This window comes from Pseudoalteromonas agarivorans (assembly GCF_024518735.1).
Taxonomy (GTDB): Bacteria; Pseudomonadota; Gammaproteobacteria; order Enterobacterales; family Alteromonadaceae; genus Pseudoalteromonas; species Pseudoalteromonas atlantica.
Map to the genome: position 1 here is coordinate 199,495 of NZ_JANIGJ010000007.1, position 22,839 is coordinate 222,333.

Here is a 22,839-nt window from a genome sequence, read left to right on the forward strand (position 1 = left end):
ATATTCCTTGCAATTAGTGCTGGTCTCTAATTAACTTAACCTAAGATTAACTTTTAGGTATTGATATGTTTAGGCAAGTGCAGCAAGTTTTTAATAAAAGAGGTTATTTACTCGCCGCTACTTTATTTTTTAGCCAAGGAGTACTGGGTGCAAATATTGATTTAGTAATTCAAGACCAGCATGGTCAGCCACTAAAAGACGCAGTCGTTGAGCTTTATAAGGCGGCAAAGTCAGAGCGCACTATGTTACCCGTTGCGGTAATGGACCAAGTACATAAAGCGTTTTTACCTGATTTACTGGTGGTGCAAAAAGGCCAGCAGGTTAACTTTCCTAACAGCGATAATATTCGCCATCATGTTTACTCTTTTTCTCAGGCTAAGCCCTTTCAGCTAAAACTCTATTCAGGCCAACCTAAAGAGCCTGTAATTTTTGATCAACAAGGTGTTGTTGTACTAGGCTGTAATATTCATGACTCTATGGTTGGCTATATTTATGTAGCCAATAGTGAACACGTTTATAAAACGAATAATACGGGTAAGTTATCCTTAGACATAACGCCGTTACCGACTACGCTGAGTGTGTGGCATGCGCTACAAACTGCACCGTTGGAAAATAAAAAAATGATAACAATAAACAATAACAATGAGTTACTAATTAAGGTTAATACCTCCACCCCAGCACCGCGAAATACTTTTGGTAGTAAGTTTAAGGGCGGTAATGACTAACAGTTTAAAAAACCGCATTATTGTTTTATGTGTAGGCTTAGTGTTACTGACCACTATGGTGAGCATTGTTAGCTTTTGGTGGTCTACAAGTAAATTTCAAGAAGAAAAAGTAAATCAAGATATTAGCGTAGCGCAAAATGTATATAAGCAATATCTGAGCGCAAAAGAAAGCCTACTGCTTACTGCTGCTAAAGTACTCACTGCCGACTTTGGCTTTAAGCAAGCGGTTGCCACTCGCGATGCAGGCACCATAAGTAGTGTGTTGTTTAATCACAGCCAGCGTATTGATGCAGAGCTTATGCTACTGATTGATTTATCAGGTAAATTAATTTCAGCCAATACTAATGCAGATTTGTACCCTCAAAATTTAAAGCCGTTACTGGATGAGTTATTAACTTCGCCAGAGCAATCGAGCTTTGTTGTTCTTAATAATCAGCTATATCAAGTTATTTTACTACCTGTAAGGGCGCCTAGAACCGTTGCATACAGCTTAGTGGGTTTTAAAATTGATGACGAAGTCGCCCTCGAGCTTAAAAATCTAACAGGAATGGATGTCAGCTTTATTGCTGAGCAGGACAACCTCGTAAGAAGCTCGTTGCTTAATCGCCCAGAGGTTTTTTCACCTAAAAACTACTTTAACACTACCACTACAACGCGTTTGTTTGGTGATTATCCTGTATATAAAAACCAAGATATTATGTTGCCCTCCCTACAAGGGGATGCGGTAACAATTTTGCTCAGTGCTGATTTAACGCAAAGCTATAACGATTTTGAAAACTTATTGTTTACGCTAATTATTATGGCCATTTTAACGATGCTGGTGGGGGTTATTACCAGTAGTTTACTGGCAAATAACTTAACAACCCCACTCTCACAGCTTGCTGTTATTGCCAGGCAATTTGCACAAGGTAATTACGCATTTGAATTTAATGCATCTAAACAAAGTACCGAAATAGCAACCCTTGCTAACGCCTTTGATAACATGGGTAACGATATTAACGAGCGTGAACAAAAAATTAGTTTTCAGGCACGCCATGATTCGCTTACAGGCTTTTATAACCGCTCGGCTATGCTTGAAGTACTCGATGATGAGCTGACTCCCTCTACACAATACACCCTAGTTGCTATTGATATAAAAGGTTTACGGCATATAAACGATAAGCTAGGCCCACGCGTAGGCGATGAATGTTTAAAAGCGGTTGCCAATCGAATTAGTGGCTTTTCGGACGAACTTGGCGGCTTTCATGCGCGTATTGGTGGCGATGAGTTTTTAACTGTGTTTCCAAGTGCCGCTGCCAGAGAGAAAAAAAGCGGTGTAGTTGGTTTAATGGCACAGCTATTAGCGTGTTATATCATTAAAACGTTAAAAATTAACTTACGCTTTAGCGCTGGGGTTGTCGAGTATCCTATGCAAGGCCTTGCCAGCGATGATTTAATGCGACGCGTACTTATTGCCGTAGACAATGCAACAGATAGCCAAGACAGTATTCATTATTACCAAAATGGTGAAGACGAAGCGCATTTAGAACGCCTTAAAATGTTAGATGAGCTTAAACAAGCCATTAGCGATGATGATGGGCAATTATTTATGACCTATCAGCCTAAACTGCATTTACACACACAAAAAATAAATAAAGTCGAATCACTGATCCGCTGGCAGCGTAAAGATGGCAGCTGGGTAAACCCAGAGCTGTTTATTGATTTAGCCGAGCAATCGGGGCTTATTGTTGAGCTTACATCATGGGTTGTTAACACTGTTGTTTCTCAGGTGGCTGATTGGCAGGCTAAAGGGATTGAAATGCAGGCAGCAATTAATGTATCAGCACAAGATATTGCCTCACCGAGTTTTCATTCAGCGTTAGTGCGTACTCTAAAAAAATACAATGTTGATCCAACCCTCATTACTGTTGAATTAACTGAGCGCGACATGATTGAAAATGAGGAAAAAGGCATAAAAGCATTACAAAACTTAAAAGCCATCGGTGTAAAAATTTCATTGGATGATTATGGCGTAGGGCAAACATCACTGGGGAGATTAAAAATGCTGCCTATTGATGAGCTAAAGTTAGATAAGTGCTTTATTTTAAAGTTAGATGAGTCGCGCAAGGATCAACACATAGTGCAGTCGTCTATTACCTTAGGGCATCAACTAGGCTTTAGCGTTGTTGCAGAGGGCGTTGAAAACAGAGATTCGTTAGACTTACTTAAACTTATGCATTGTGACCATGCTCAGGGTTACTACCTAAGTAGGCCTTTAAAAGCAGAATTATTAGAACAGTGGCTAAAGGAATATTATGAAAAAAGTTAAGTGTTTATTACTTGGGTTATTACTTAGCTCGAGCTTTTCTGGTTTCGCAAGCGATGGTAAATTATTAGCGACCCCCGGGGTTTCGCAAATAGAAGGCGGCGGGGGCGGCGGTATTGTGCCTTGGGCACAACTTGCAGGTTACGCCAGCGAAGACGAGTTCTCTGTGAATGGCTTTTGTAGCCGTGCAGATGTAACAGACTACACTTTAGATGTATGTGGAGCACAAGTTAACCTATTTAATCGTGTAGAACTTAGCTACGCTCAACAACGTTTTGACGTGCCTGCACTTGATACCGAAATAGAGCAATCTATCACGGGCGCTAAAATTCGTTTATACGGCGACATAGTTTACAGTGACTGGCCGCAATTGAGTGTAGGTATACAGCATAAATCCCTTGATGATGGCGCTGTTGCGACCCTAGTAGGTGCAAAAGATACTAGTGGCACTGATTACTACCTCGCAGCTAGTAAACTCCACTTAGGCGCTGTAGGGGGGCTTAACTGGTTTTGGAACGTCACAACTCGCTACAGTGAGGCTAATCAACTCGGTTTGCTTGGTTATGGTGGGGCAAATGATGATGCAAAAATTTTATTTGAAGGCAGCACCGCTGTGTTTTTGAGCCGAAGTGTTGCCGTAGGTATAGAGTATAGGCAAAAGTCTAATAACCTTAATTTGGGTGAACAAGACTGGAAAGATTTATTTGTTGCTTGGATGCCAAACAAACACGTGAGTGTCACCGCTGCATACTTAGATTTAGGTAGCATTGCAGGAGCGAGCGATCAAACAGGGTGGTACTTATCGGTAACAGGGTATTGGTAATGAAAAACGTTGTCATTTTATGGTTGTGTTTAAGTGCCCTGGCAGGGTGCGCAAGCTCAACAAATTTATCGCTTTATCAACAGCTTGATGGCCGAGCGGGGCTTACGCGTATTGTAGACAGTTTTATTTACCAAATAGGTAATGATGAACAAGTACTGCATTATTTTGAACACAGCGACATAAGCCACTTTAGAGAAGGCTTTATTATGCATATGTGTATGCTAGTTGATGGCCCATGCAAGTACAAAGGTGACTCTATGGTAGATATTCATACTGGGATGCACATAACTGAGAAAGATTTTAACCATGTGGTGGACTTACTTATAAATGCGATGGAAGAGCAAAATATTAGCCATAGCATACAAAATGAGATCCTATCTAGGATGGCACCGCTGCGTAGTAAAATAATAAGTATTTAGGTAACATCTATAAATTATTTACTCGTAGCAGTGAACCTTACTTTTGTAATAGTGTCCACTTAGTATTATTTCCTATAAACAATAATTGGCGCGCACAGCTTGTATGTCTTACCTATTTATATCCCGCAAAAATGTACACGCAAAGTACTATAAAAAAATAATCAAAAAGCTGAGTATGGATTGCCAACTGCATGTTATGGGGGCGCCAAAGCTTTCAGCTATACACTATTTAAGTAAAGCGTTTAAAGTTGATTTTAACGATGTTATTAATGCACAACTAAAACGTAAGCGCGCCCGTAATAACCTTTGGAACAATGCTTTAGTATCGGCGGTTTACAAAGTGGGGCTGCGCTTTTTTGAGCGTTTGCGTTACGCAAAATATTTAGCTTTATTAACTGAAGTTAACCCTGATGTAATGGTGATATGGAACGGTAATAAATTGCCTAATACTACCGTTGCTATGGCTGCCAAGGCACTGGGTATTAAGCAATTTTATTATGAAAATGGTTTGCTTCCGGGTACCACCAGTTTAGACCCTCAAGGGATTAACTTTAATGCGTCGCTAAGTCGAGATCCTGATTTTTATTTAAATTTTAATGTAAATAATGCCTTAAACTTTGATGCACCGGCGCTTGTCCCTCGAGAAAACCATAAAAAACGCTGTGATTTTGCAGCTGAAAATATACCTGAACGCTACATATTTGTGCCTTTTCAAGTGCCTCACGATACGCAATTAGCGAGCTTTTCGCCATGGATTGACTCAATGGAAATGCTATACGATGAAGTTGTTAGCGCAGTGAAAGCGTTGAACGATCCTAGTTTTAAGGTCGTTTTTAAAGAACACCCGTCGTGGCACAAGCATTACACCCATTTATACGATAAAGACCCAATTGCACTTTTTGCAAACGGCAATAAAACCTGTGAACTTATTGAATGCGCAGAAGCGGTGATCACTATCAACTCTACGGTCGGTTTAGAAGCGCTGTTACTAAATAAGCGGGTAATTACTGTAGGGCAGGCTTGTTATAATATAGAAGGCTTAGTTAAGCATGCTGATACTCGTGAGGGCTTAGCTGCCCAAGTAGCAGATGTAGCTCAAGGATGGCAGTTTAATCCGCAGCTACGCGATAAGTTTTTTTGCTATTTAAAGCATGTGTATAGTGTGCCGGGCGTTTGGAAACACGCCGAAGAAGAGCATATCAAAGCAATTGAGTTACGTTTTAAAGGGGCGGATAAATTTGCACAATATAGCAACAGTGTGCCCAACGAACTTATTTAACCGCGTATTGTATATCAACATGTTGTGATTTAGCTGTAAGGACAATTTTTACAGCCATTTTTACAGCATGTTCCTCGCTTTAAAAAAAACCATTTACTAAACACCATGTAGCCATTTTGCATGGTGTAGTCTAGCCCTTCAATTAAATTGTCAGTACCTCTAAACTTTTTAGCAAACTCAATTTGTGCTTTGATTGGCTGAGTATAAATATGCGCTAAATAAGCGTTTATTTTATTAAGCGTACATTGCGGGCATAAACAGCTTGTTGCTGACTCTTCAAGCGGTAAAATAGCAGGTAATTGGTTACACCAGCATGCGTTTATATCGTTTACATTACAACTAAGCGGAGTGTGGCATTGTGAGCAGTTTAATCTCGTCATTTTAAGTCTTATCAGCAGTAGAGCAGCAAGAATAACAAATATTATGAATATACAAAAAGCATTGGCCGAATTTATTACCTTTGGTGAGCAAAGAGATGATGCTATTAGCGTGATTATTTCTACCCCAGCAGAGGAAAGTGCTCCCGGTTATACACTCACAAAGCCGGTATTGATTGACGTGTTAACACGTTGTGTAAACCACGAAATAGAAATAGATGATTTAGAGCTATGGGCAAATGTGGTTGAATCGCGAGATGATATAAATTGCGCCGAACACGAAGGGGTTATTTTTGCGCTCAGTAATAGCGAGCAAATGGGAGAGCTTGATAGCCAAAAGCTTGAACAATTACTGGCATTATTGAAGGACTAGATATTTAGGCTGACTCTTATTTTAGATGCCAACTTACTGCGGTTATATGTAACGAATAAATAAAAAAGCCGTATTTAAATTAAATGCGGCTTAGTATTTTTTTACCACTGACAATTAATTTACTTATGATATCCCAAGCACGTTTCTACTTCGTTTTTAGAGCCTAATATTACCGCCACACGCTGGTGGATTGCATCGGGTTGAATATCCATAATACGCTCAGTACCCGTAGAAGCGATGCCACCTGCTTGCTCAACTAGCATAGCCATGGGGTTGGCTTCGTACAGTAAACGTAGTTTATTAGGTTTGTTTGCATCTTTGGTGTCGGTTGGGTAGGTAAATAAACCACCACGGCTAAGTACACGGTGCACATCGCCAACCATAGCGGCAATCCAGCGCATGTTAAAGTTTTTAGCACGTGGGCCGGTATCGCCAGCGAGTAAGTCATTAATATAGTTTTGCATTGCTGGCTGCCAATGACGCTGGTTTGACGCATTAATGGCAAATTCGTTTGTATCAGCAGGGATAGTGGCAAAGTCTTGTGTTAGTAAAAAGCTACCTTGGGTTTTATCTAGCGTAAACATGCGTGTGCCTTTACCTGTAGTAAGTGCAAGCATAGTTGATGGACCGTAAAGCACGTAACCTGCAGCAACTTGTTTGTGGCCTGGCTGCATAAATATACTTTGATCGGCGGCATCTGAGCCTTCTGGGGCTTCCATAATTGAAAATATAGTACCCACTAACGAGTTAATGTCAGTATTTGATGAGCCATCAAGCGGGTCAAACGCCACAATGTATTTAGCGTCTTGGTTGCCAGCTACTGTGTAATCTTCTTCTTCTGAGGCGATGGCTTTAACTGACCCAGACTCCAGTAAAATATCTTTTAAAAGCTGATTAGATAATACATCGAGCTTTTTTTGGGTTTCACCTTGAATGTTTTCATCAAGCGTTGAGCCTAATACGCCAGAAAGCGCACCTTGGCCAACACGAAACGAAATTTCTTTACATGCTGCTAAAATGGTTCTAATTAACGATAAAAGTTCTCTAGGACAACCGTCTTCTAGTAATACTGGTGGGAGTCTACGCATTCTATTTTCCTGATAACGTGTACTAGCTAATCTAAATGTGAGAGAGATTAACTTAGTGCGCTGAATTTCGTCTTAAATACCTGTATTGTTTAAATAGCACTGTAATAATGGTGCCACCTAATCGTACTTAAAACGCCAATAACAAAGATAAGATTATGAAAAAAATACCACTAATAAGTTACATATTCTTTACTGTGCTGTGCTCTATGATAACCCAAGCGCACGCAGCAATTAAGCCTATAGATGAATTTACTGCGCAAATGAATCACTTTCCTGGGTACTTTTCGTTTTACTACGATACTCAAAACGGCAAAGTGTTTTTAAAAGTAGATAAATTAGAGCAGCAATTTTTGCTTCAGCAAAGCTTACCCTATGGAGTTGGCTCTAACGATATAGGCTTAGATAGAGGCCAACTTGGTAACACGCATTTAGTTCAGTTTGAGCGTTTTGGCGATAAAGTAATGTTGCGCGCGCTAAATACATATTATCGCGCTAATACCACTAACAAAGCTGAGCAGCAAAGTATCAAAGAGGCCTTTGCATCCAGTATTTTAGCGGGCTTTAAAGTGGTAGCGCAAAGCGAAAAAGCGCTCCTGATTGATTACACACCTTATTTATTAAGCGATGTACACGGGGTAAGCCGTACGCTTGCAACGCGCAAGCAAGGCAGCTTTAGCCTTGATGAATCACGCAGCGCTGTATATATGAATCGCTCAAAAGCGTTTGTAAAAAACACCGAGCTTGAAGCAGTATTAACGTTTAAGGGCACTAAACCAGGTAAATTTGTGCGCCAAGTAAGCGCCGATGCATACGCACTTACTGTACATATGCACCACTCACTTATTAAATTACCTGATGATAAATACACGCCACGTAAATTTGACCCGCAATCAGGGTATTGGAGCATTGAGCACAAAGACTATGCAGCCCCCCTTGGTGAATCTATGTTTGTGCGCTATATACCGCGTCATCGCTTAGCTAAAAAAGATCCAAGTTTACCGATTAGTGAACCCGTAGAGCCCATTACTTACTACCTAGATCCTGGCGTTCCTGAGCCGGTTAAAAACGCGTTACTTGAAGGCGGTAAGTGGTGGAATGATGCCTTTAGCGCAGCAGGCTATAAAAACGCATTTATAGTCAAAGTATTGCCGAGCAATGCTGATCCTATGGATATTCGCTATAACGTTATCCAGTGGGTGCATCGTGCTACACGCGGATGGTCTTACGGAAGCTCTGTTATAGACCCTCGTACCGGCGAAATACTCAAAGGGCATGTAACACTTGGCTCATTGCGTGTACGCCAAGATATTTTAATTGCAGAAGCCCTTGGTGCGCCTTATTTAAAAGGTAACGAGGTGGCTAGGAACTTACAGGCAATGGCACTTGATAGGATTCGCCAGTTAAGTGCACACGAAATTGGCCATACGCTGGGCATTGCACATAACTTTGCAGCCTCGGTGGGGGATAGAGCGTCGGTTATGGATTACCCACACCCACTACTTAGCTTTAACGAGCAAGGCGAGCTTGATGTAACCCGCGGCTATGCAAGCGGTATGGGCGTATGGGATACCCAAGTTATTAAATATGGTTACAGCGACTTCACTAATCAAGATGAAAGTGCTGAGCTTGCAGCAATATTAAAAGAGAACAAAACGAAGGGCCTTGAGTTTATATCTGATAGCGACGCTCGCGCAAAGGGCGGGGCACACCCTACAGCGCACTTATGGGATAACGGTACTAACCCAGCGCAAGAGTTACTTAGAGTGCTTGATGTACGTAAAAAAGCGCTTTCGCAATTTGGTATTAACAACATTAAAACGGGCGATGCACTCTCGCAGTTAGAAGAAAAACTCGTGCCGCTTTATTTATTTCATCGCTATCAAGTAGAGGCTGCAGTTAAGCTAATTGCGGGGGTTAATTACGAATACGAAACACGTAACAACTCACCTGCTAAGGGCGCGCAAGTGGTTGCAAAAGCGAAGCAGCAAGCGGCGCTTGGTGCTATTTTAACAACATTAAAACCGGCTAATTTAATTTTGCCTGAGTCGGTGTTAGCGCTTATTCCGCCAAAAGCGTATGGCGAGTCTAAATCGCGTGAAAGCATAACAGGGCGTACGGGTTTAACACTTGATGCGATGGCCTTGCCAGAAGTAGCTGCGCAGCATAGTTTATCGTTATTATTAAACCCACAGCGTTTAAATCGTTTAGCTCAACAACAAGTACGTAATTATAATTTTTACAGCTTAGATGAGTTGCTAGAGCAGCTTTACAGCCAGGTGTTTAATGTGTCATCACCTAATACAATGAAAGGCAAAATCACCCAGCGGGTGCAATTTTTAACTGCAAAAAATATGGCTGATTTAGTCACTAGTGACAAGGTAAGCCCAGAGGTGCAGGCGCAGTTACGTTTCTACTTGGTAAAATTAAGCAAAGAGTACAATCAAAACTCAATGTTAAGTAATACCAGTGTAGGAGAAAGCGCGTTTAAACAGTATTTAGCAGAGCAAATAAAACAGTTTTTAAAAGTAGGTAAGTGGCCTGAAAACTTCAGTGGTTTACCAATGCCACCGGGCTCACCAATTTAATTATATGTTTTAGTGTGTAGTGGCTACTTAACCTCAGTTCAGGTTGCTAAATAAGTAGCCACGTTGCGGTGCCTAAAAAGGCAAAAATACCGACAATATCAGTCACCGTTGTAAGTACAACACTACCGGCAAGTGCAGGGTCTATATTCATTTTTTTCAATAAAATAGGAATACATGCGCCAGCAACACCAGCCACTACGAGGTTCATAAACATTGCAAATGCGAGTACGCCGCCAAGCATAAAATCCCATTGCCAAAGCGCAATTACACTGGCTATAAGTATTGACCAAATAACCCCGTTTAATGCGCCTATCGCCAGCTCTTTAGCCATTAAAAATCGTTGGTTAGTTTGGTTAATATGGCCCACGGCAATACCGCGAATAACCAGAGTTAAAGATTGGCTACCTGCTACACCACCCATTGAGGGCACAATGCCATTGAGTACAGCTAAAATAGGTAATATATCTAAGGTGCTTTCAAAAAAGCTGGCCACAAAGGCGGCAGCTAAGGCAGTGAGTAAGTTAACACCAAGCCATACTGAGCGTTTTTTTGAGCTTTTTAAAACAGGTGCAAAGGTGTCTTCTTCATCATCAAGACCGGCAAGGCTTAATAAGCTGTGCTCTGCATCTTCACGAATAACATCAACAATATCATCAATGGTGACACGTCCAAGCAAGTGGGCGTTATCATCGACTACAGGGGCCGATATCCAGTTGTGGCGCTCAAATAACTGAGCAACTTCACTTTCATCCATCGAAATAGGGATAGACTCACAGTCTTCATCCATTAAATCTTGAACAATTTTTTCAGGCGGATTAGTTAACAGTGTACTAAGTGACAATGCACCTAAAAAACAGTTATGTTTATCAACAACGTATAAATCATCGGTGCCCTCTGGCAGCTCACCGCGTAGCCTAATATAGCGCAGCACAACATCAAGTGTAACGTCTGGGCGAATGGTCACCGTATCGGTGTTCATTAGCGCGCCTGCAGAACGCTCTTGGTAAGATAAAGCCTGTGTAGCGCGTTCGCGGTCTTGCGTATCCATAGCGCTAACCACATCTTTGTACACGGTATCAGGTAGGCTACGCAGGACTTCACCTAAATCATCGTGGCCCATATCCTCAGTGGCCGCGGCAATATGCTCAGGTTCCATTTGTGCAATGATACCTAAACGTACATCTTCAGAGAGCTCTTCTAGCACATCCCCTTGCACATCTGGGTCAACCAGTTGCCAAAGCATGCGTCTAATTTTATGCGGAGAGGATTCAAGCAGCAGTGCTGTATCACAAGGTGCTGTTTTTGCTAGCATGCGTCTTACTTGAACAAATTGCCCACTATTAAGTGATTTAGTCACTTGTTTTAATTGCTGTAGTGGATAGTCTTGTTCAAACGCTTCTGGCATTGGCATCCTAAATATTTTTGTGTAATGGAAAGGTGTTTAGTAAGTGGTGTTGCCCACTGTCATTTTCTTTATTTTTTGTGCTAAACCCAATGCTGGGACTAAATTAGTGTTTAAAATTAAGTAACCAAATTTAGCAGGGGCATGGCTTTATTACTCTAAATTAAAGCACTAAATTAGGCGAGTCGGAATACCCTAACTTACTAAATCTTTATAGTCTGGCCTGATAAGTCTTTAACTTATAAGGCTATGGTGCTTTAAATTATTCTTGTTCGTTAAATCGTTGTGCAATTAATTGCCCAACCGCATGCAAAGCTTGCTCTGAATCAGGGCCTTCACAGACTACTTTAACTTCTTTACCTTTACTGCTTTCAAGTAGCATTAAAGCTAATACGCTGTCGCCTGCGGCTTCTTTATCATCTTGGTGTAAGGTGATTTTAGCATCAAACTGCACAGCTAATTGCGCAAGGACCGTTGCCGCTCTGGCGTGTAAGCCTAATTTATTTTTTATTAAAAATGTGTCTTCACAGCGCATAAATTACTATACCTAAACTGAACAGGTTATTATTTTAAGGTTACTTTTCTTGCTCACGATGACGAATTTTGACATTCGGATGCGTCATAGCAAAGCTCTCACCAATGGCTTGCGCTAAATAAACCGAGCGGTGTTGACCACCAGTACATCCAATTGCAATAGTGAGGTAACTACGGTTATTACGCTCTAAGTGTGGCAACCAAGTTTGTACAAAGGTCTGAATTTGCCAAGTGAATTTTTGCACTATGCTGTGATTTGCCAAGAAATCTTTTACTGGTTGATCAAGGCCCGTAAGCGGTTTAAGTTCAGGCTCCCAGTGGGGGTTTGGCAAAAAGCGAGCATCAAAAACATAATCAGCTTCTTTAGGTATGCCGTGTTTAAAGCCAAACGATTCAAACGTTACAATAAGTTGCTTATCTTTTTTACCCAGTATTTTTTCGCGAATTGACTCTGCTAATTGGTGCACACTTAAATCGGTGGTATCAAGCATAAAGTCAGCGCGCGTTACGAGTACATCAAGCAGTTCTTTTTCTTTTTTTATTGCTAAATCAAGCGGCAGTGAATCGATGGATAAAGGGTGTAATCTGCGTGTTTCTGAAAAACGTTTGATCAGTGTTTGATCATCACTATCTAAATAAAACAGTGTGGGTTTAGCAAAGTCAGGAAGGTACTCGAGAATATCGTTAAATTCGTCTTGTTCTTTGGGGATATTACGAACATCTATACTAACGGCTATTTTGTCATAGTTATCTGAAACACTTCGCACTAAAGAGGGCAGTAGGTTGACCGGAATATTATCTACGCAATAATAGCCTAAATCTTCAACCACGCGTAAAGCAACCGACTTACCTGAACCAGAACGGCCGCTTATGATAATTAACTCCATTTATAGCCCTTAGTATTTACTACGATTGATCAACAATTACTTGATACAGCTCTGCATCGGTTTTAGCACTACGCAGCTGTTTACAAAATTCTTTGTTGCTCAGTTTATCAGCTATGGTTGCCAGAGTCTTTAGGTGCTGTTGGTTATCGCCATCTGGTACGATGAGTGCAACAAAAATATCAACAGGGCAGTTATCAATAGCGTCAAAGTTAACAGGCGTGTCGCTAACAAGTACTAAAGCCAGCGGCTCTTCTACGCCACCCATTCTGCCATGAGGAATGGCGATCCCCCGGCCAATACCAGTACTGCCTAGCTTTTCTCTGCTTGCCAGCGCATTAAGAATATCTTGTTGTGGTAAGTAGGGGAGCTTTTCATGAGCAAGCTCACTGATAAACTCTAAAATTCTTTTTTTACTACTAAAAAGGACCGCAGCTTTGCTGCAGTCCTGGCATACTAATGTACTTAATTTCATAATATTAGTGTCTAGCAAGCTTCTCTTTATGTTTTATGACTTGACGATCGAGCTTGTCAATCAACGAGTCTATAGCGGCATACATATCTTGGTGCTCTGTTGAGGCAAATAAATCTGCGCCACTTACATGAATAGTCGCTTCTGCTTTTTGGTTGAGTTTTTCTACATCGAGAATGACATGCACATTGCTAATATGATCTGAGTGCCTTTCTAGCTTTGCAAATTTATTATTTACATAGTCTCTAAGTGAATCAGTTACTTCTACGTGACGACCAGTTAGGTTTAGTTGCATAAGCATTTCCTCTTTGTTTTTTACGTCTTATATCAAACTCTTTCTCTGATTTGACGGTGGAATAGCTAGCGATTCACGGTATTTTGCTATTGTGCGTCTAGCTACTTTAATTCCTTGCTCTGCCAATATATCCGCAATTTTACTATCACTCAATGGTTTAGCTGAGTTTTCCGCGGCAATTAGCTTTTTAATTAGGGCACGTATTGCGGTTGATGAACACTCTCCGCCGTTTTCAGTGCTTACGTGGCTTGAGAAAAAATACTTAAGCTCAAAAATACCACGTGGCGTATGCATATATTTTTGCGTAGTAACACGCGAAATTGTCGATTCATGCATTTCTACCATTTCAGCAACATCGTTTAAAACCATTGGCTTCATGGCTTCTGGGCCATGTTCAAAAAATGCCTGTTGCTGTTTTACAATACAGTTAGTTACCTTAAGTAGCGTGTCGTTTCTGCTTTCAAGGCTTTTTATAAACCATTTAGCTTCTTGTAAGTGAGAGCGAATAAACTGGCTATCACCACTTGATTTTACGGTACGAGACATAGCCGCGTACTGACTATTTACGCGTATTTTTGGCATGCTATCTGGATTTAGCTCTACCACCCAGCGGCCTTTTATTTTTTTAACCGACACATCCGGTATTACATACTCAGACTCTTCCCTTACTATTGTATCTGCAGGTTTTGGGTTGAGGGTATGTATTAGGGTCATGACCTCTTTAAGCTCGTCTTCTTTAAGCTTAGTCTTTTTCATTAATGTACGATAGTCGCGTGCCGCTAATAGATCAATGTGATCGGTTAAGATCATTTTAGTTTGTTCTATAAAAGGGGTGTCTTTATCAAACTGGTTTAGCTGAATACACAAGCACTCTTGTAAACTGCGCGCGGCTATACCTACAGGGTCAAATAACTGAATACGCTTTAAAACGGCTTCTATTTCGTCAAGTTCAACTTCAACTTCGTCATCGTTTTCTTGGTTAAAGCTTTCTAAAATTTCTTCGCAACTTAGCGTTAAAATACCCGAGTCATCTACAGCTTCTACAATGGCAATAGCAATGGCTTCGTCAGTTGGGCTAAAAGGAGTAAGCTGAAGCTGCCACATTAAATACTCATGTAGCGTTTCAGTAGAGGCACCTTGATAAATAGACTCATCTTCTGGCATTGGGCCTGAGGATGCAGCAGGGGCTGCGCTCATGTACTCATCCCAAGTTACATCCATTGCCATATCATCGCTAATGGTGTCTTTATTTAAAGCTTCGCCACTGTCTTGCTCGTACTCGCTGGTTGTATCGTCAGCCGATGCGCTTACGGTTACATCATCCGTATCTGCTTTTTGTTCATTTTTTCCAGCCGACTCTTCCGTGTAATCTTGCTCTTCTACTTCTAATAGCGGGTTGCTATCAAGTGCTTCTTGTATTTCTTGCTGGAGATCCAATGTACTGAGCTGCAGCAAGCGAATCGCTTGTTGCAATTGTGGAGTCATTGTAAGTTGCTGGCCCATGCGCAGCTGTAATGATTGCCTCATGTATCTCTAACAATCCTTTTATGTTGTTATAATTAATATTAGCAGATGCTTGTAGGTGTGGCTTAAATGTTACAGCCTAAATTGCTCGCCTAAATAAACATCGCGTACAGTTTTGTCATTTAATACGTGTTCTGGGGTGCCAGATGCAATTAGCTCCCCATGAGAAACAATGTAGGCTTTTTCACAAACATCAAGGGTTTCTCTTACATTGTGATCGGTAATTAATACGCCAATGCCACGGTTTTTAAGATGTTCTATTATTTTCTTTATATCTAACACTGAAATCGGATCAACACCAGCAAAAGGCTCATCCAATAAAATAAATTTAGGGTTCGCTGCCAGTGCTCTGGCAATTTCTACACGGCGGCGTTCACCACCAGAAAGCGCCATACCTTGGCTATCGCGAATATGCTGAATACTAAATTCATCAAGTAAGTTGTTAAGCGTTTCTTCTCGCGCGGCTTTATTGAGCTCTTTACGCGTTTCTAAAATCGCCATTAAGTTTTGATAAACTGTCAGCTTTCTAAATATTGATGACTCTTGCGGCAAATAGCCAATGCCTAAGCGGGCGCGGCTGTGCATAGGTAATAACGTAATGTCGTTATCATCAATAGAAATTTTGCCTTTGTCGCTAGGTACTAACCCTACAATCATATAAAAGGTGGTGGTTTTACCTGCGCCATTAGGGCCCAATAAGCCAACAATGCTGCCGGCTTCTACCTCAAGGCCTACATTTTTTACAACTTGGCGGCCTTTATAGCTTTTTGCTAATAGTTCTGCTTTTAAGGTGCTCATGGTTGACCTTCGTTACCTGTTTTTTCTTTAATTTTTGCTTCAACAGGCACTAAAATTGTGTGGACACGATCCGTAGAGTTTTCGTCTTTTTCTGCGCTAATAAGCTGCTGCTGCATATCGTAGGTAATACTTTTAGCATTAATTTTTTGACCGGCTTGTGCGACTTCAGCATCGCCAACAAGCGTTAAAAATCGCTTTGCTACGTCGTAACGTACTTCGTTTGCACTGGCACTCATTACAGTACCATCGTCTTGTTTTTCTTCGAAGTAGGCTGGGCTGCCAGTGGCAATAAGGAGTTGTTTGTTATCCCCTAAGTCTTCACGTTTATGTACTTCGAGTCGGTCGGCTGTAATTTTGCGATTACCATGCACAATTTCGACGTTCTTTTCAAAAATACCTACGTTTTCTTTAAGTTGGCCTTCTTGACGGTCTGCACTAATAGAAATTTGATTTGCTGGCGGTTGAGCAGCAGGCTCAGCAGCAGAGGCGCTAAATGCAAGCATTAGCGATGGGATAATAAGTATTTTAGTGAGTTTATTGGTCATAATATATTGTTCGCGTATGGTTAATTAGTTTTATTACTTCGGTTTTTAAATCGGCTTCAAGGCCTTTACCGACAATTTTTAAATTAGGCCCAGTGACAACCACTGGCTGCTCAGAGCGCATTGTTAGCGCTTTAATGTCGACTTCGATGTTATCGGCATTGATGTTATCTATCATGGCGTTATCAACTAAATTTTTAGCAACCACATTGCCTTCTAAAATAAGTTGTTTATCTTCGTAAAGCGTTGCTTCGTCTGCATTTATTCGCCATGTTTGCTTTTCGTTATACAAGGTGAAAATAGGTTTTTCAAAAAATGTAAAACCAAGCTGTTGGTACAGCTCCATTTTAGCCGCAGTGACTTTATGGCTTATTTTGCCTTGCTCGTCATAGGCTGTTTGCTTAAGCTCTATAGCGGTGTAATCGGGCTTTGCAATTACTTCAGGTTCTTGCTCTGGCGCTACATTGGTTTGGGTAAAATAAGGGTACCAAAGCCAAACCATACAGCCGATGAATAACGCACTGAGTATAACGCGTGCTGCATTCATGAACTGGTGCCTTGTGTTGTAAGCGCTATGCCGTTCTCTAGCATAAGTAAATCTGTGAGCTCTCTAACGGCGCCAAAGCCACCAGGCATTTGCGTAGTGTAATGCGATAAGCGCTTAATTAGCGGGTGCGCATCGTTAACTGCAACGGCAAAGCCAACACGCTCCATTACTGGCATGTCAGGGCCATCGTCGCCAATATAGGCTATTTGTTCATCAGTTAACTTTAAAGTGTTTTTGAGTTCTTGATAAGCAATAAGCTTGTCTTCTTGGCCTTGATAAATGTGCTGCACAGTTAAGCTGCTCATGCGAGTTTGTACTATTTCTGAGTGACGCCCCGTAATGACCGCAACTTCAAAACCGCTATTAATTAGCGCTTTAATGCCAAAACCATCTTTTGTATTAAATGCTTTTAATTCTTCGCCTTGGTTACCGAGGTAAATTCGGCCATCAGAAAATACACCATCAATATCGCATATGAGTAGTTTTACTTTTTTGGCGCGTGCTTTGGCATCATCGCTTAGCGGTTGATAGAGATCTTCAAATTGCATTTATAATACTCCTGCTTTTAAGAGGTCTTGCATATTTAAGGCGCCTATTGGCTGGTTTTTATCATTGACCACAATTAAACCATTAATACGTTTGTTTTCCATTATGTTTAGGGCTTCAGCTGCAAGTATATCGGCCGTGGCAGTTGTGCACGACTTAGTCATAACCTGGCTAATAGCGGTGCTATGTATATCAACTCTTTGCTCTAAAATACGGCGTAAGTCACCGTCGGTAAAAAGGCCGGCAAGCTGTTGATTGTTATCTACAATAGCGGTCATACCCAGCCCTTTGGCTGACATTTCTATTAACGCGTCTTTAATTGTTTGCGTTACACCTATAATAGGGGTGTTTGTGCCGCTGTGCATTACATCTTTTAAAGTGAGCAACAATCGCTTACCTAAACTGCCGCCAGGGTGAGAGAGTGCAAAGTCATCGGCGGTAAAGCCGCGTGCTTCTAAAAGCGCAACCGCCATTGCATCACCCATTGCTAAAGTAGCTGTGGTGCTTGCTGTAGGCGCTAAACCTAATAAACAGGCTTCTTGTTCTACTTTTATGCATACGTGCACATCGGCAAGTGTAGCCATAGTAGAGAGCGGGTTGCCCGTCATAGATATTATTTTTGCACCAAGGCGTTTAAGCACCGGAATAATATTAAGTACTTCGCTGGTTTCGCCCGAGTTTGATATAAGCATAACCACGTCATTTTTGGTTATCATGCCTAAATCACCATGGCTTGCTTCGCCAGGGTGAACAAAAAAAGCAGGGCTGCCTGTACTTGCAAGGGTAGCAGCAATTTTATTACCAATATGGCCTGATTTACCCATGCCAATAACAATAATGCGGCCTTGGCAATCAAACATGAGCTGACACGCACTATGAAAGTTTTCGTCAACGTATTGTGTAATATCAGCAAGCGCTTGGCGTTCAATGTTTAATACGCGTAAACCTTGCTCTATAAAATTTAGTTGTGCCATTGTTACCCTACTTGACTAAAAATATAACCTTGGTACGCCAAAAATGCGATGAGTAATAGGCCACCTTCTACTCTATTGATACGCTGAGAACCTCTAAAGTTCAATGACATAATAATAAGCGCAAGCGTAGCACCTAACATAATAAGTATGTCGCGGTTTGCAAGTGACGGGTCAACCACTGATGGGTTAATAATACCTGCAAGCGGTAATACCGCTAAAATATTAAATATATTTGAGCCCACAATATTACCTAGGGCTAAATCATCTTCGTTTTTAAGTACACCCGCTACAGAAGCTGCAAGTTCAGGCAAGCTTGTGCCAATGGCGATAATGGTTAAGCCAATAACTAAGTCGCTTAAACCAAAGTATTTAGCAATATCGACTGCTGAACCAACTAAAAAGTGTGAGCTAACAGGCAATAAAACCATGCCGACAATTAGCCATAAAACGGCTTTTTTAGTTGGTACATCGTTAGGAACCTCATCGCAGGCTTCTGAAACAAAAGGGTCATCTTGATTTTTTGCGCGCAAAGAAACCACAATCAAGCCACCAATAAACACAGCAAATGCGACTAGCAACGCCACCCCTTCGGTGAGCGAGAAGTAGTTGTCTGAAAATACATACCACGTAGCCAAGGATACCAGCATAACAAGCGGCATTTCGCGTTTTAAAGTGCTTGATGACACACTCAAAGGGCGTAGCAGCGCAGTAATACCTAACACAAGTAAGATGTTTGTTATATTTGAACCTACCGCGTTACCGACCGCTGTGTCGGTTTTATTTGCCAAAGCAGCCGAGGCCGATACCATCATTTCAGGGGCCGAAGAACCCATAGCAACAACCGTTAAGCCAACAATTAAAGTAGGGACTCCAAAGTTTTTAGCAAGCGCTGCCGCACCGTATACAAATCGGTCGGCGCTCCACACAAGTGCAGCAAAACCAAGAATTAAAATAACAAACGAGGTAACCATTATGTTAAGCCAGATGTTCAAAATACAGATGGCGCGAATAGTAACAAAAGCCAACATGAAAGTATAAGCAAAAGAGCAGGGTCTACTATTGCAGTGCGTGAATTTTATGCGCTTAAGCAAAGGTTAAGGCAATTTACTTCAGCCTTAGAGCGCTTTTTGTAGGCGTATTACAAAATCTTACGAATTGTTTTTTCCATCTTGGCTAAAAAACCCTTAAAATAGGAGCACGAGTGAACATTGTTACGGAGAGCGACTTGTCGCAATCAATAGTAGAAGTCAAGGATGTTAGCTTTTCGCGAGGCGATAGAACCATATATAAAAATATGAGTTTTAGTGTTCCTAAAGGTAAGATAACAGCGATTATGGGGCCAAGCGGAATTGGCAAAACCACAATGCTACGCTTAATTGGTGGGCAGCTTAAGCCTGACGCCGGCGATATTTTATTCGAAGGTGGCAGTATTCCTAGTATGTCGCGCAAAGAGTTATATGCGGCACGAACCAAAATGAGCATGCTGTTTCAAAGCGGTGCGTTATTTACTGATATGTCGGTATTTGACAACATTGCATTTCCTCTGCGAGAGCACACCAAGTTAAGTGAAGCGTTAATTAAACTAGTCGTATTAATGAAACTGCAAGCGGTGGGTTTACGCGGTGCTAAAGATTTAATGCCTTCTGAGCTTTCTGGCGGTATGGCCAGACGAGCAGCACTTGCACGTGCTATTGCACTGGACCCAGAACTTATTATGTATGATGAGCCTTTTGCCGGCCAAGACCCAATATCTATGGGTGTATTGGTAAAGCTTATTAAGTCGTTAAATGAAGTGCTAGGTTTATCATCCCTTATTGTAACCCACGATGTAACGGAGGTAATGAGTATTGCCGATCACGTTATTATTATTGCCGATCAAGGCGTAATAGGGGCAGGGACACCGGATGAAATGCGTAATCATGAATCTCCATTAGTACAGCAGTTTTTAAAAGGGTTATCGGATGGGCCTGTGCCATTTCATTATCCTGCACAAACGTATGCTGATGAGCTGTTAGGAGAAAACGCTTAATGTTGGATTTATTTCAAAAGTTAGGTCATAAAACGCTTGGGCGTTTTGCTGCATTAGGGCGCTCTGCCAACATGCTTTTTAATGCATTGTGGAATGTACCTAACTTTAAAAAAGGCACACCGCTGTTAGTGCGCCAACTTTATATGGTTGGTTCGCAATCATTATTAATTATTATGGTGTCGGGTTTGTTTATTGGTATGGTGCTTGCGCTGCAAGGTTATACCGTATTGGTTGGCTATGGCGCCGAAGACAGCCTAGGCCCATTAGTTGCGCTTAGTTTATTACGCGAACTAGGCCCTGTGGTTACAGCGCTATTATTTGCTGGGCGCGCTGGAAGTGCGCTAACGGCAGAAATAGGCTTAATGAAAGCCACCGAGCAACTCTCTTCACTAGAAATGATGGCAATTGACCCTCTCAAGCGCATTATTGCACCGCGCTTTTGGGCAGGTTTTATTAGTATGCCATTGCTTGCACTTATTTTTTCTGCGGTTGCCATTATCGGTGCTCATTTAGTTGGGGTTGATTGGTTAGGCGTAGATACCGGCAGCTTTTGGTCGATAATGCAATCGCAAGTATCGTTTCAAGAAGATGTATTAAACGGCATGATAAAAAGTTTTGTATTTGCCATGGTAGTGACCTGGATTGCGCTTTATAAGGGCTACGACTGTATCCCAACCTCAGAAGGGATCAGTAAAGCAACAACAGAAACAGTCGTACACTCATCACTGGCAGTATTAGGGTTTGACTTTATTTTGACAGCGGTAATGTTTACCAGCTAATAGGGTATAGATAATGAATTCACGGAAATTAGAGATTTTAGTTGGCTTTTTTGTCGCATTAGGCATTTTAGCGTTTGCAATGTTAGCACTTAAAGTGGCTAATTCGGGTATTAGCGGGTCGGGCGAAACCTACACGCTAAATGCAAAGTTTGAAAATATCGGCTCACTTAAAGCGCGTGCACCGGTAAAAGTAGGCGGTGTAGTGATTGGCCGTGTCGAATCTATTTATGTACACCCACAGGAGTTTTTGCCTGTGGTAAATATGACGATAGATGCACAGTATTTATGTCGTTTTTCAGACACTAGCTCAATCTCAATTTTAACATCGGGTATTTTAGGGGAGCAGTACTTAGGTATTCACCCTGTTATTTCTCCTAATGCAGCAGAGCAGCGCTGTTTAGGTGAAACAGTGACCGAAAACGCACAAGATCAAGCAATCGATGAGTTATTTGGCGTAGAGAGCAAAGCGTTAGGTGATGGTGATTCAATCACAGATACTAAGTCTGCACTTGTTTTAGAAGAGTTAATAGGGCAGTTTTTATTCAACCAAGGTAGTGAGTAATTATTATGTTGAAACAGTTTTTAGCCGTTATTGCACTTGGTGCAACCCTAGCTGTGCAAAGTGTTAGCGCAGCCGAAGTTAAACTGACAGATCCTAACAAAATGGTGCGTCAGGTAGCAGAGCATACATTTGAGCGCATTAAAAAAGATCAACCGCTTATCACTAAAGATAAAGAACACCTTCGTGTTATTGTAGAAGAAGAGCTGATGCCTTACATAGACTACAAATATGCAGCACTTCGTGTGTTGGGTAGTGAAGTGTCTAAAGTGCGTGCAATTACCGATGAAGCCGAAAAAGCCGAAGCAATTAAAGACATCCAAGAATTTATTGGCGCGTTTAGAGCCTATTTAGTTGCTACTTACGCGGGGGTATTTACTCAATACACTGACCAACATGTAGAATTTGGCGCAGAGCAACCATTTAAAGGCAAAGATGTAGTTGTAGTAAAAACTAAAATTACAGAAGATGGCAAGCCTGACATAAAAATTGATTTTAAAGTGCGTGAAGATCGCAGCGGCGAGTGGCGCGCATACGATATGATTGCAGAAGGAATTAGCTTACTCGATGCAAAACAAAGTGAGCTACAAGGTATTTTACGCCAGCAAGGTATTGCACACGTAAGCAAATTACTAGAGCAAAAGAGCCAGTTACCTGTGCAATTTAGAGGCAACAACAGCAATGACTAAATTGGCAATTAGCCAAGTAGATGAGCAGCACTATAGGGTAAGTGGTGAACTTACCCGCAGCTCAATTGGCAATGAACAGCTTCTGAACGCCAAGTCATTAAGTAAGCATAAAACCATCTATTTTGACCTTTGTGAGGTAATGAGGGTTGACACAGCGGGCTTAGCTTGGTTAATTCACTCTTTTGCTGAATTTAAGCAACAGGGCACACGCCTTGAATTGCAAAATCCACCTGAGCAATTGCAAAATTTAATGCAGTTGGGTCAGGTAACAACTTTATTTGAGTGAGAGTT

The 22,839-nt window shown here is 41.4% G+C and carries 26 protein-coding genes; 12 read left to right on the forward strand and 14 right to left on the reverse strand.

Features of this window, described 5'->3' with window-relative positions; all coding sequences use genetic code 11:
* Positions 1-65 precede the first annotated feature (65 nt).
* From NQT65_RS13985 to NQT65_RS14005, 5 genes are all read left to right on the forward strand, one after another.
* Positions 66-725, forward strand: coding sequence for a methylamine utilization protein (locus tag NQT65_RS13985; protein ID WP_126008228.1), 660 nt, complete (start codon positions 66-68; stop codon positions 723-725).
* Positions 718-3,033, forward strand: a complete 2,316-nt coding sequence (locus tag NQT65_RS13990) for a bifunctional diguanylate cyclase/phosphodiesterase (protein ID WP_126008226.1) — start codon at positions 718-720, stop codon at positions 3,031-3,033. Before NQT65_RS13985 ends, NQT65_RS13990 begins: the two co-directional genes overlap by 8 nt.
* On the forward strand, positions 3,020-3,853 hold the full coding sequence (locus tag NQT65_RS13995) for a DUF3034 family protein (protein ID WP_126008224.1): 834 nt from the start codon (positions 3,020-3,022) through the stop codon (positions 3,851-3,853). The genes NQT65_RS13990 and NQT65_RS13995 overlap by 14 nt, the downstream gene beginning before the upstream one ends.
* Positions 3,853-4,272 carry a group I truncated hemoglobin gene (locus NQT65_RS14000; protein WP_126008222.1) on the forward strand — a complete coding sequence of 140 codons (420 nt, stop codon included), beginning with the start codon at positions 3,853-3,855 and terminating at the stop codon, positions 4,270-4,272. The genes NQT65_RS13995 and NQT65_RS14000 overlap by 1 nt, the downstream gene beginning before the upstream one ends.
* 175 nt (positions 4,273-4,447) lie before the next feature.
* Positions 4,448-5,551 (forward strand): capsular polysaccharide export protein, LipB/KpsS family, encoded by a 1,104-nt coding sequence (locus NQT65_RS14005; RefSeq protein WP_256851418.1) that lies wholly within the window; start codon positions 4,448-4,450, stop codon positions 5,549-5,551.
* 29 nt (positions 5,552-5,580) lie between these two features.
* On the opposite strand, the gene NQT65_RS14010 is transcribed toward NQT65_RS14005, so the two are convergent.
* On the reverse strand, positions 5,581-5,931 hold the full coding sequence (locus tag NQT65_RS14010; protein ID WP_256851419.1) for a DUF5522 domain-containing protein: 351 nt from the start codon (positions 5,929-5,931) through the stop codon (positions 5,581-5,583).
* A gap of 43 nt (positions 5,932-5,974) precedes the next feature.
* On the opposite strand from NQT65_RS14010, the gene NQT65_RS14015 reads away from it, so the two are divergent.
* Positions 5,975-6,301 carry a hypothetical protein gene (locus NQT65_RS14015; RefSeq protein WP_004589077.1) on the forward strand — a complete coding sequence of 109 codons (327 nt, stop codon included), beginning with the start codon at positions 5,975-5,977 and terminating at the stop codon, positions 6,299-6,301.
* 119 nt (positions 6,302-6,420) lie between these two features.
* On the opposite strand, the gene NQT65_RS14020 is transcribed toward NQT65_RS14015, so the two are convergent.
* Positions 6,421-7,389 carry a class 1 fructose-bisphosphatase gene (locus NQT65_RS14020; RefSeq protein ID WP_004589078.1) on the reverse strand — a complete coding sequence of 323 codons (969 nt, stop codon included), beginning with the start codon at positions 7,387-7,389 and terminating at the stop codon, positions 6,421-6,423.
* 155 nt (positions 7,390-7,544) lie between these two features.
* Between NQT65_RS14020 and NQT65_RS14025 the strand changes: the two genes are divergently transcribed.
* Positions 7,545-9,974 (forward strand): zinc-dependent metalloprotease, encoded by a 2,430-nt coding sequence (locus NQT65_RS14025; protein WP_256851420.1) that lies wholly within the window; start codon positions 7,545-7,547, stop codon positions 9,972-9,974.
* A 46-nt stretch (positions 9,975-10,020) separates the two neighbouring features.
* On the opposite strand, the gene mgtE is transcribed toward NQT65_RS14025, so the two are convergent.
* The 12 genes from mgtE to NQT65_RS14085 all read right to left on the reverse strand — a co-directional run bounded on the left by mgtE (position 10,021) and on the right by NQT65_RS14085 (position 19,463).
* Entirely contained in the window at positions 10,021-11,379 is a 1,359-nt protein-coding gene (gene mgtE, locus NQT65_RS14030; RefSeq protein ID WP_004589080.1) for a magnesium transporter, read from the reverse strand.
* A 259-nt stretch (positions 11,380-11,638) separates the two neighbouring features.
* A complete protein-coding gene (locus tag NQT65_RS14035; protein ID WP_004589081.1) occupies positions 11,639-11,911 on the reverse strand; it encodes an HPr family phosphocarrier protein in 273 nt (90 codons plus the stop codon).
* A 40-nt stretch (positions 11,912-11,951) separates the two neighbouring features.
* Complete coding sequence (gene rapZ, locus NQT65_RS14040) at positions 11,952-12,797, reverse strand: RNase adapter RapZ (protein WP_004589082.1); 846 nt, start codon at positions 12,795-12,797, stop codon at positions 11,952-11,954.
* Positions 12,798-12,816: 19 nt separating this feature from the next.
* On the reverse strand, positions 12,817-13,269 hold the full coding sequence (locus NQT65_RS14045) for a PTS sugar transporter subunit IIA (RefSeq protein WP_004589083.1): 453 nt from the start codon (positions 13,267-13,269) through the stop codon (positions 12,817-12,819).
* A 4-nt stretch (positions 13,270-13,273) separates the two neighbouring features.
* Positions 13,274-13,561 (reverse strand): ribosome hibernation promoting factor, encoded by a 288-nt coding sequence (hpf, locus tag NQT65_RS14050; protein ID WP_004589084.1) that lies wholly within the window; start codon positions 13,559-13,561, stop codon positions 13,274-13,276.
* A gap of 27 nt (positions 13,562-13,588) precedes the next feature.
* Positions 13,589-15,088, reverse strand: coding sequence for an RNA polymerase factor sigma-54 (locus NQT65_RS14055; RefSeq protein ID WP_138684915.1), 1,500 nt, complete (start codon positions 15,086-15,088; stop codon positions 13,589-13,591).
* 69 nt (positions 15,089-15,157) lie between these two features.
* On the reverse strand, positions 15,158-15,883 hold the full coding sequence (gene lptB, locus NQT65_RS14060) for an LPS export ABC transporter ATP-binding protein (protein WP_004589086.1): 726 nt from the start codon (positions 15,881-15,883) through the stop codon (positions 15,158-15,160).
* On the reverse strand, positions 15,880-16,428 hold the full coding sequence (gene lptA, locus NQT65_RS14065) for a lipopolysaccharide transport periplasmic protein LptA (protein ID WP_004589087.1): 549 nt from the start codon (positions 16,426-16,428) through the stop codon (positions 15,880-15,882). The genes lptB and lptA overlap by 4 nt, the downstream gene beginning before the upstream one ends.
* Entirely contained in the window at positions 16,418-16,972 is a 555-nt protein-coding gene (lptC, locus tag NQT65_RS14070) for an LPS export ABC transporter periplasmic protein LptC (protein WP_004589088.1), read from the reverse strand. The genes lptA and lptC overlap by 11 nt, the downstream gene beginning before the upstream one ends.
* Positions 16,969-17,520, reverse strand: coding sequence for a 3-deoxy-manno-octulosonate-8-phosphatase KdsC (gene kdsC / locus NQT65_RS14075; RefSeq protein ID WP_004589089.1), 552 nt, complete (start codon positions 17,518-17,520; stop codon positions 16,969-16,971). The genes lptC and kdsC overlap by 4 nt, the downstream gene beginning before the upstream one ends.
* Positions 17,521-18,492 (reverse strand): KpsF/GutQ family sugar-phosphate isomerase, encoded by a 972-nt coding sequence (locus NQT65_RS14080; protein WP_004589090.1) that lies wholly within the window; start codon positions 18,490-18,492, stop codon positions 17,521-17,523.
* Positions 18,493-18,494: 2 nt separating this feature from the next.
* Positions 18,495-19,463 (reverse strand): calcium/sodium antiporter, encoded by a 969-nt coding sequence (locus NQT65_RS14085; protein WP_004589091.1) that lies wholly within the window; start codon positions 19,461-19,463, stop codon positions 18,495-18,497.
* A gap of 254 nt (positions 19,464-19,717) precedes the next feature.
* Here NQT65_RS14085 and NQT65_RS14090 point away from each other — a divergent pair, with 254 nt between their 5' ends.
* Genes NQT65_RS14090 through NQT65_RS14110 form a run of 5 tightly spaced genes read left to right on the forward strand, consistent with a single transcriptional unit; the run spans position 19,718 to position 22,834 of the window.
* Positions 19,718-20,521, forward strand: coding sequence for an ATP-binding cassette domain-containing protein (locus tag NQT65_RS14090; RefSeq protein WP_004589092.1), 804 nt, complete (start codon positions 19,718-19,720; stop codon positions 20,519-20,521).
* Positions 20,521-21,300 (forward strand): lipid asymmetry maintenance ABC transporter permease subunit MlaE, encoded by a 780-nt coding sequence (gene mlaE / locus NQT65_RS14095; protein WP_024033330.1) that lies wholly within the window; start codon positions 20,521-20,523, stop codon positions 21,298-21,300. The genes NQT65_RS14090 and mlaE overlap by 1 nt, the downstream gene beginning before the upstream one ends.
* Positions 21,301-21,313: 13 nt before the next feature.
* Positions 21,314-21,862: an outer membrane lipid asymmetry maintenance protein MlaD gene (mlaD, locus tag NQT65_RS14100; RefSeq protein WP_004589094.1), complete on the forward strand. Its 549-nt coding sequence runs from the start codon at positions 21,314-21,316 to the stop codon at positions 21,860-21,862.
* A gap of 5 nt (positions 21,863-21,867) precedes the next feature.
* Complete coding sequence (locus NQT65_RS14105) at positions 21,868-22,548, forward strand: MlaC/ttg2D family ABC transporter substrate-binding protein (RefSeq protein WP_138577854.1); 681 nt, start codon at positions 21,868-21,870, stop codon at positions 22,546-22,548.
* Positions 22,541-22,834, forward strand: a complete 294-nt coding sequence (locus NQT65_RS14110) for an STAS domain-containing protein (protein ID WP_024033329.1) — start codon at positions 22,541-22,543, stop codon at positions 22,832-22,834. Before NQT65_RS14105 ends, NQT65_RS14110 begins: the two co-directional genes overlap by 8 nt.
* Positions 22,835-22,839: the final 5 nt, after the last annotated feature.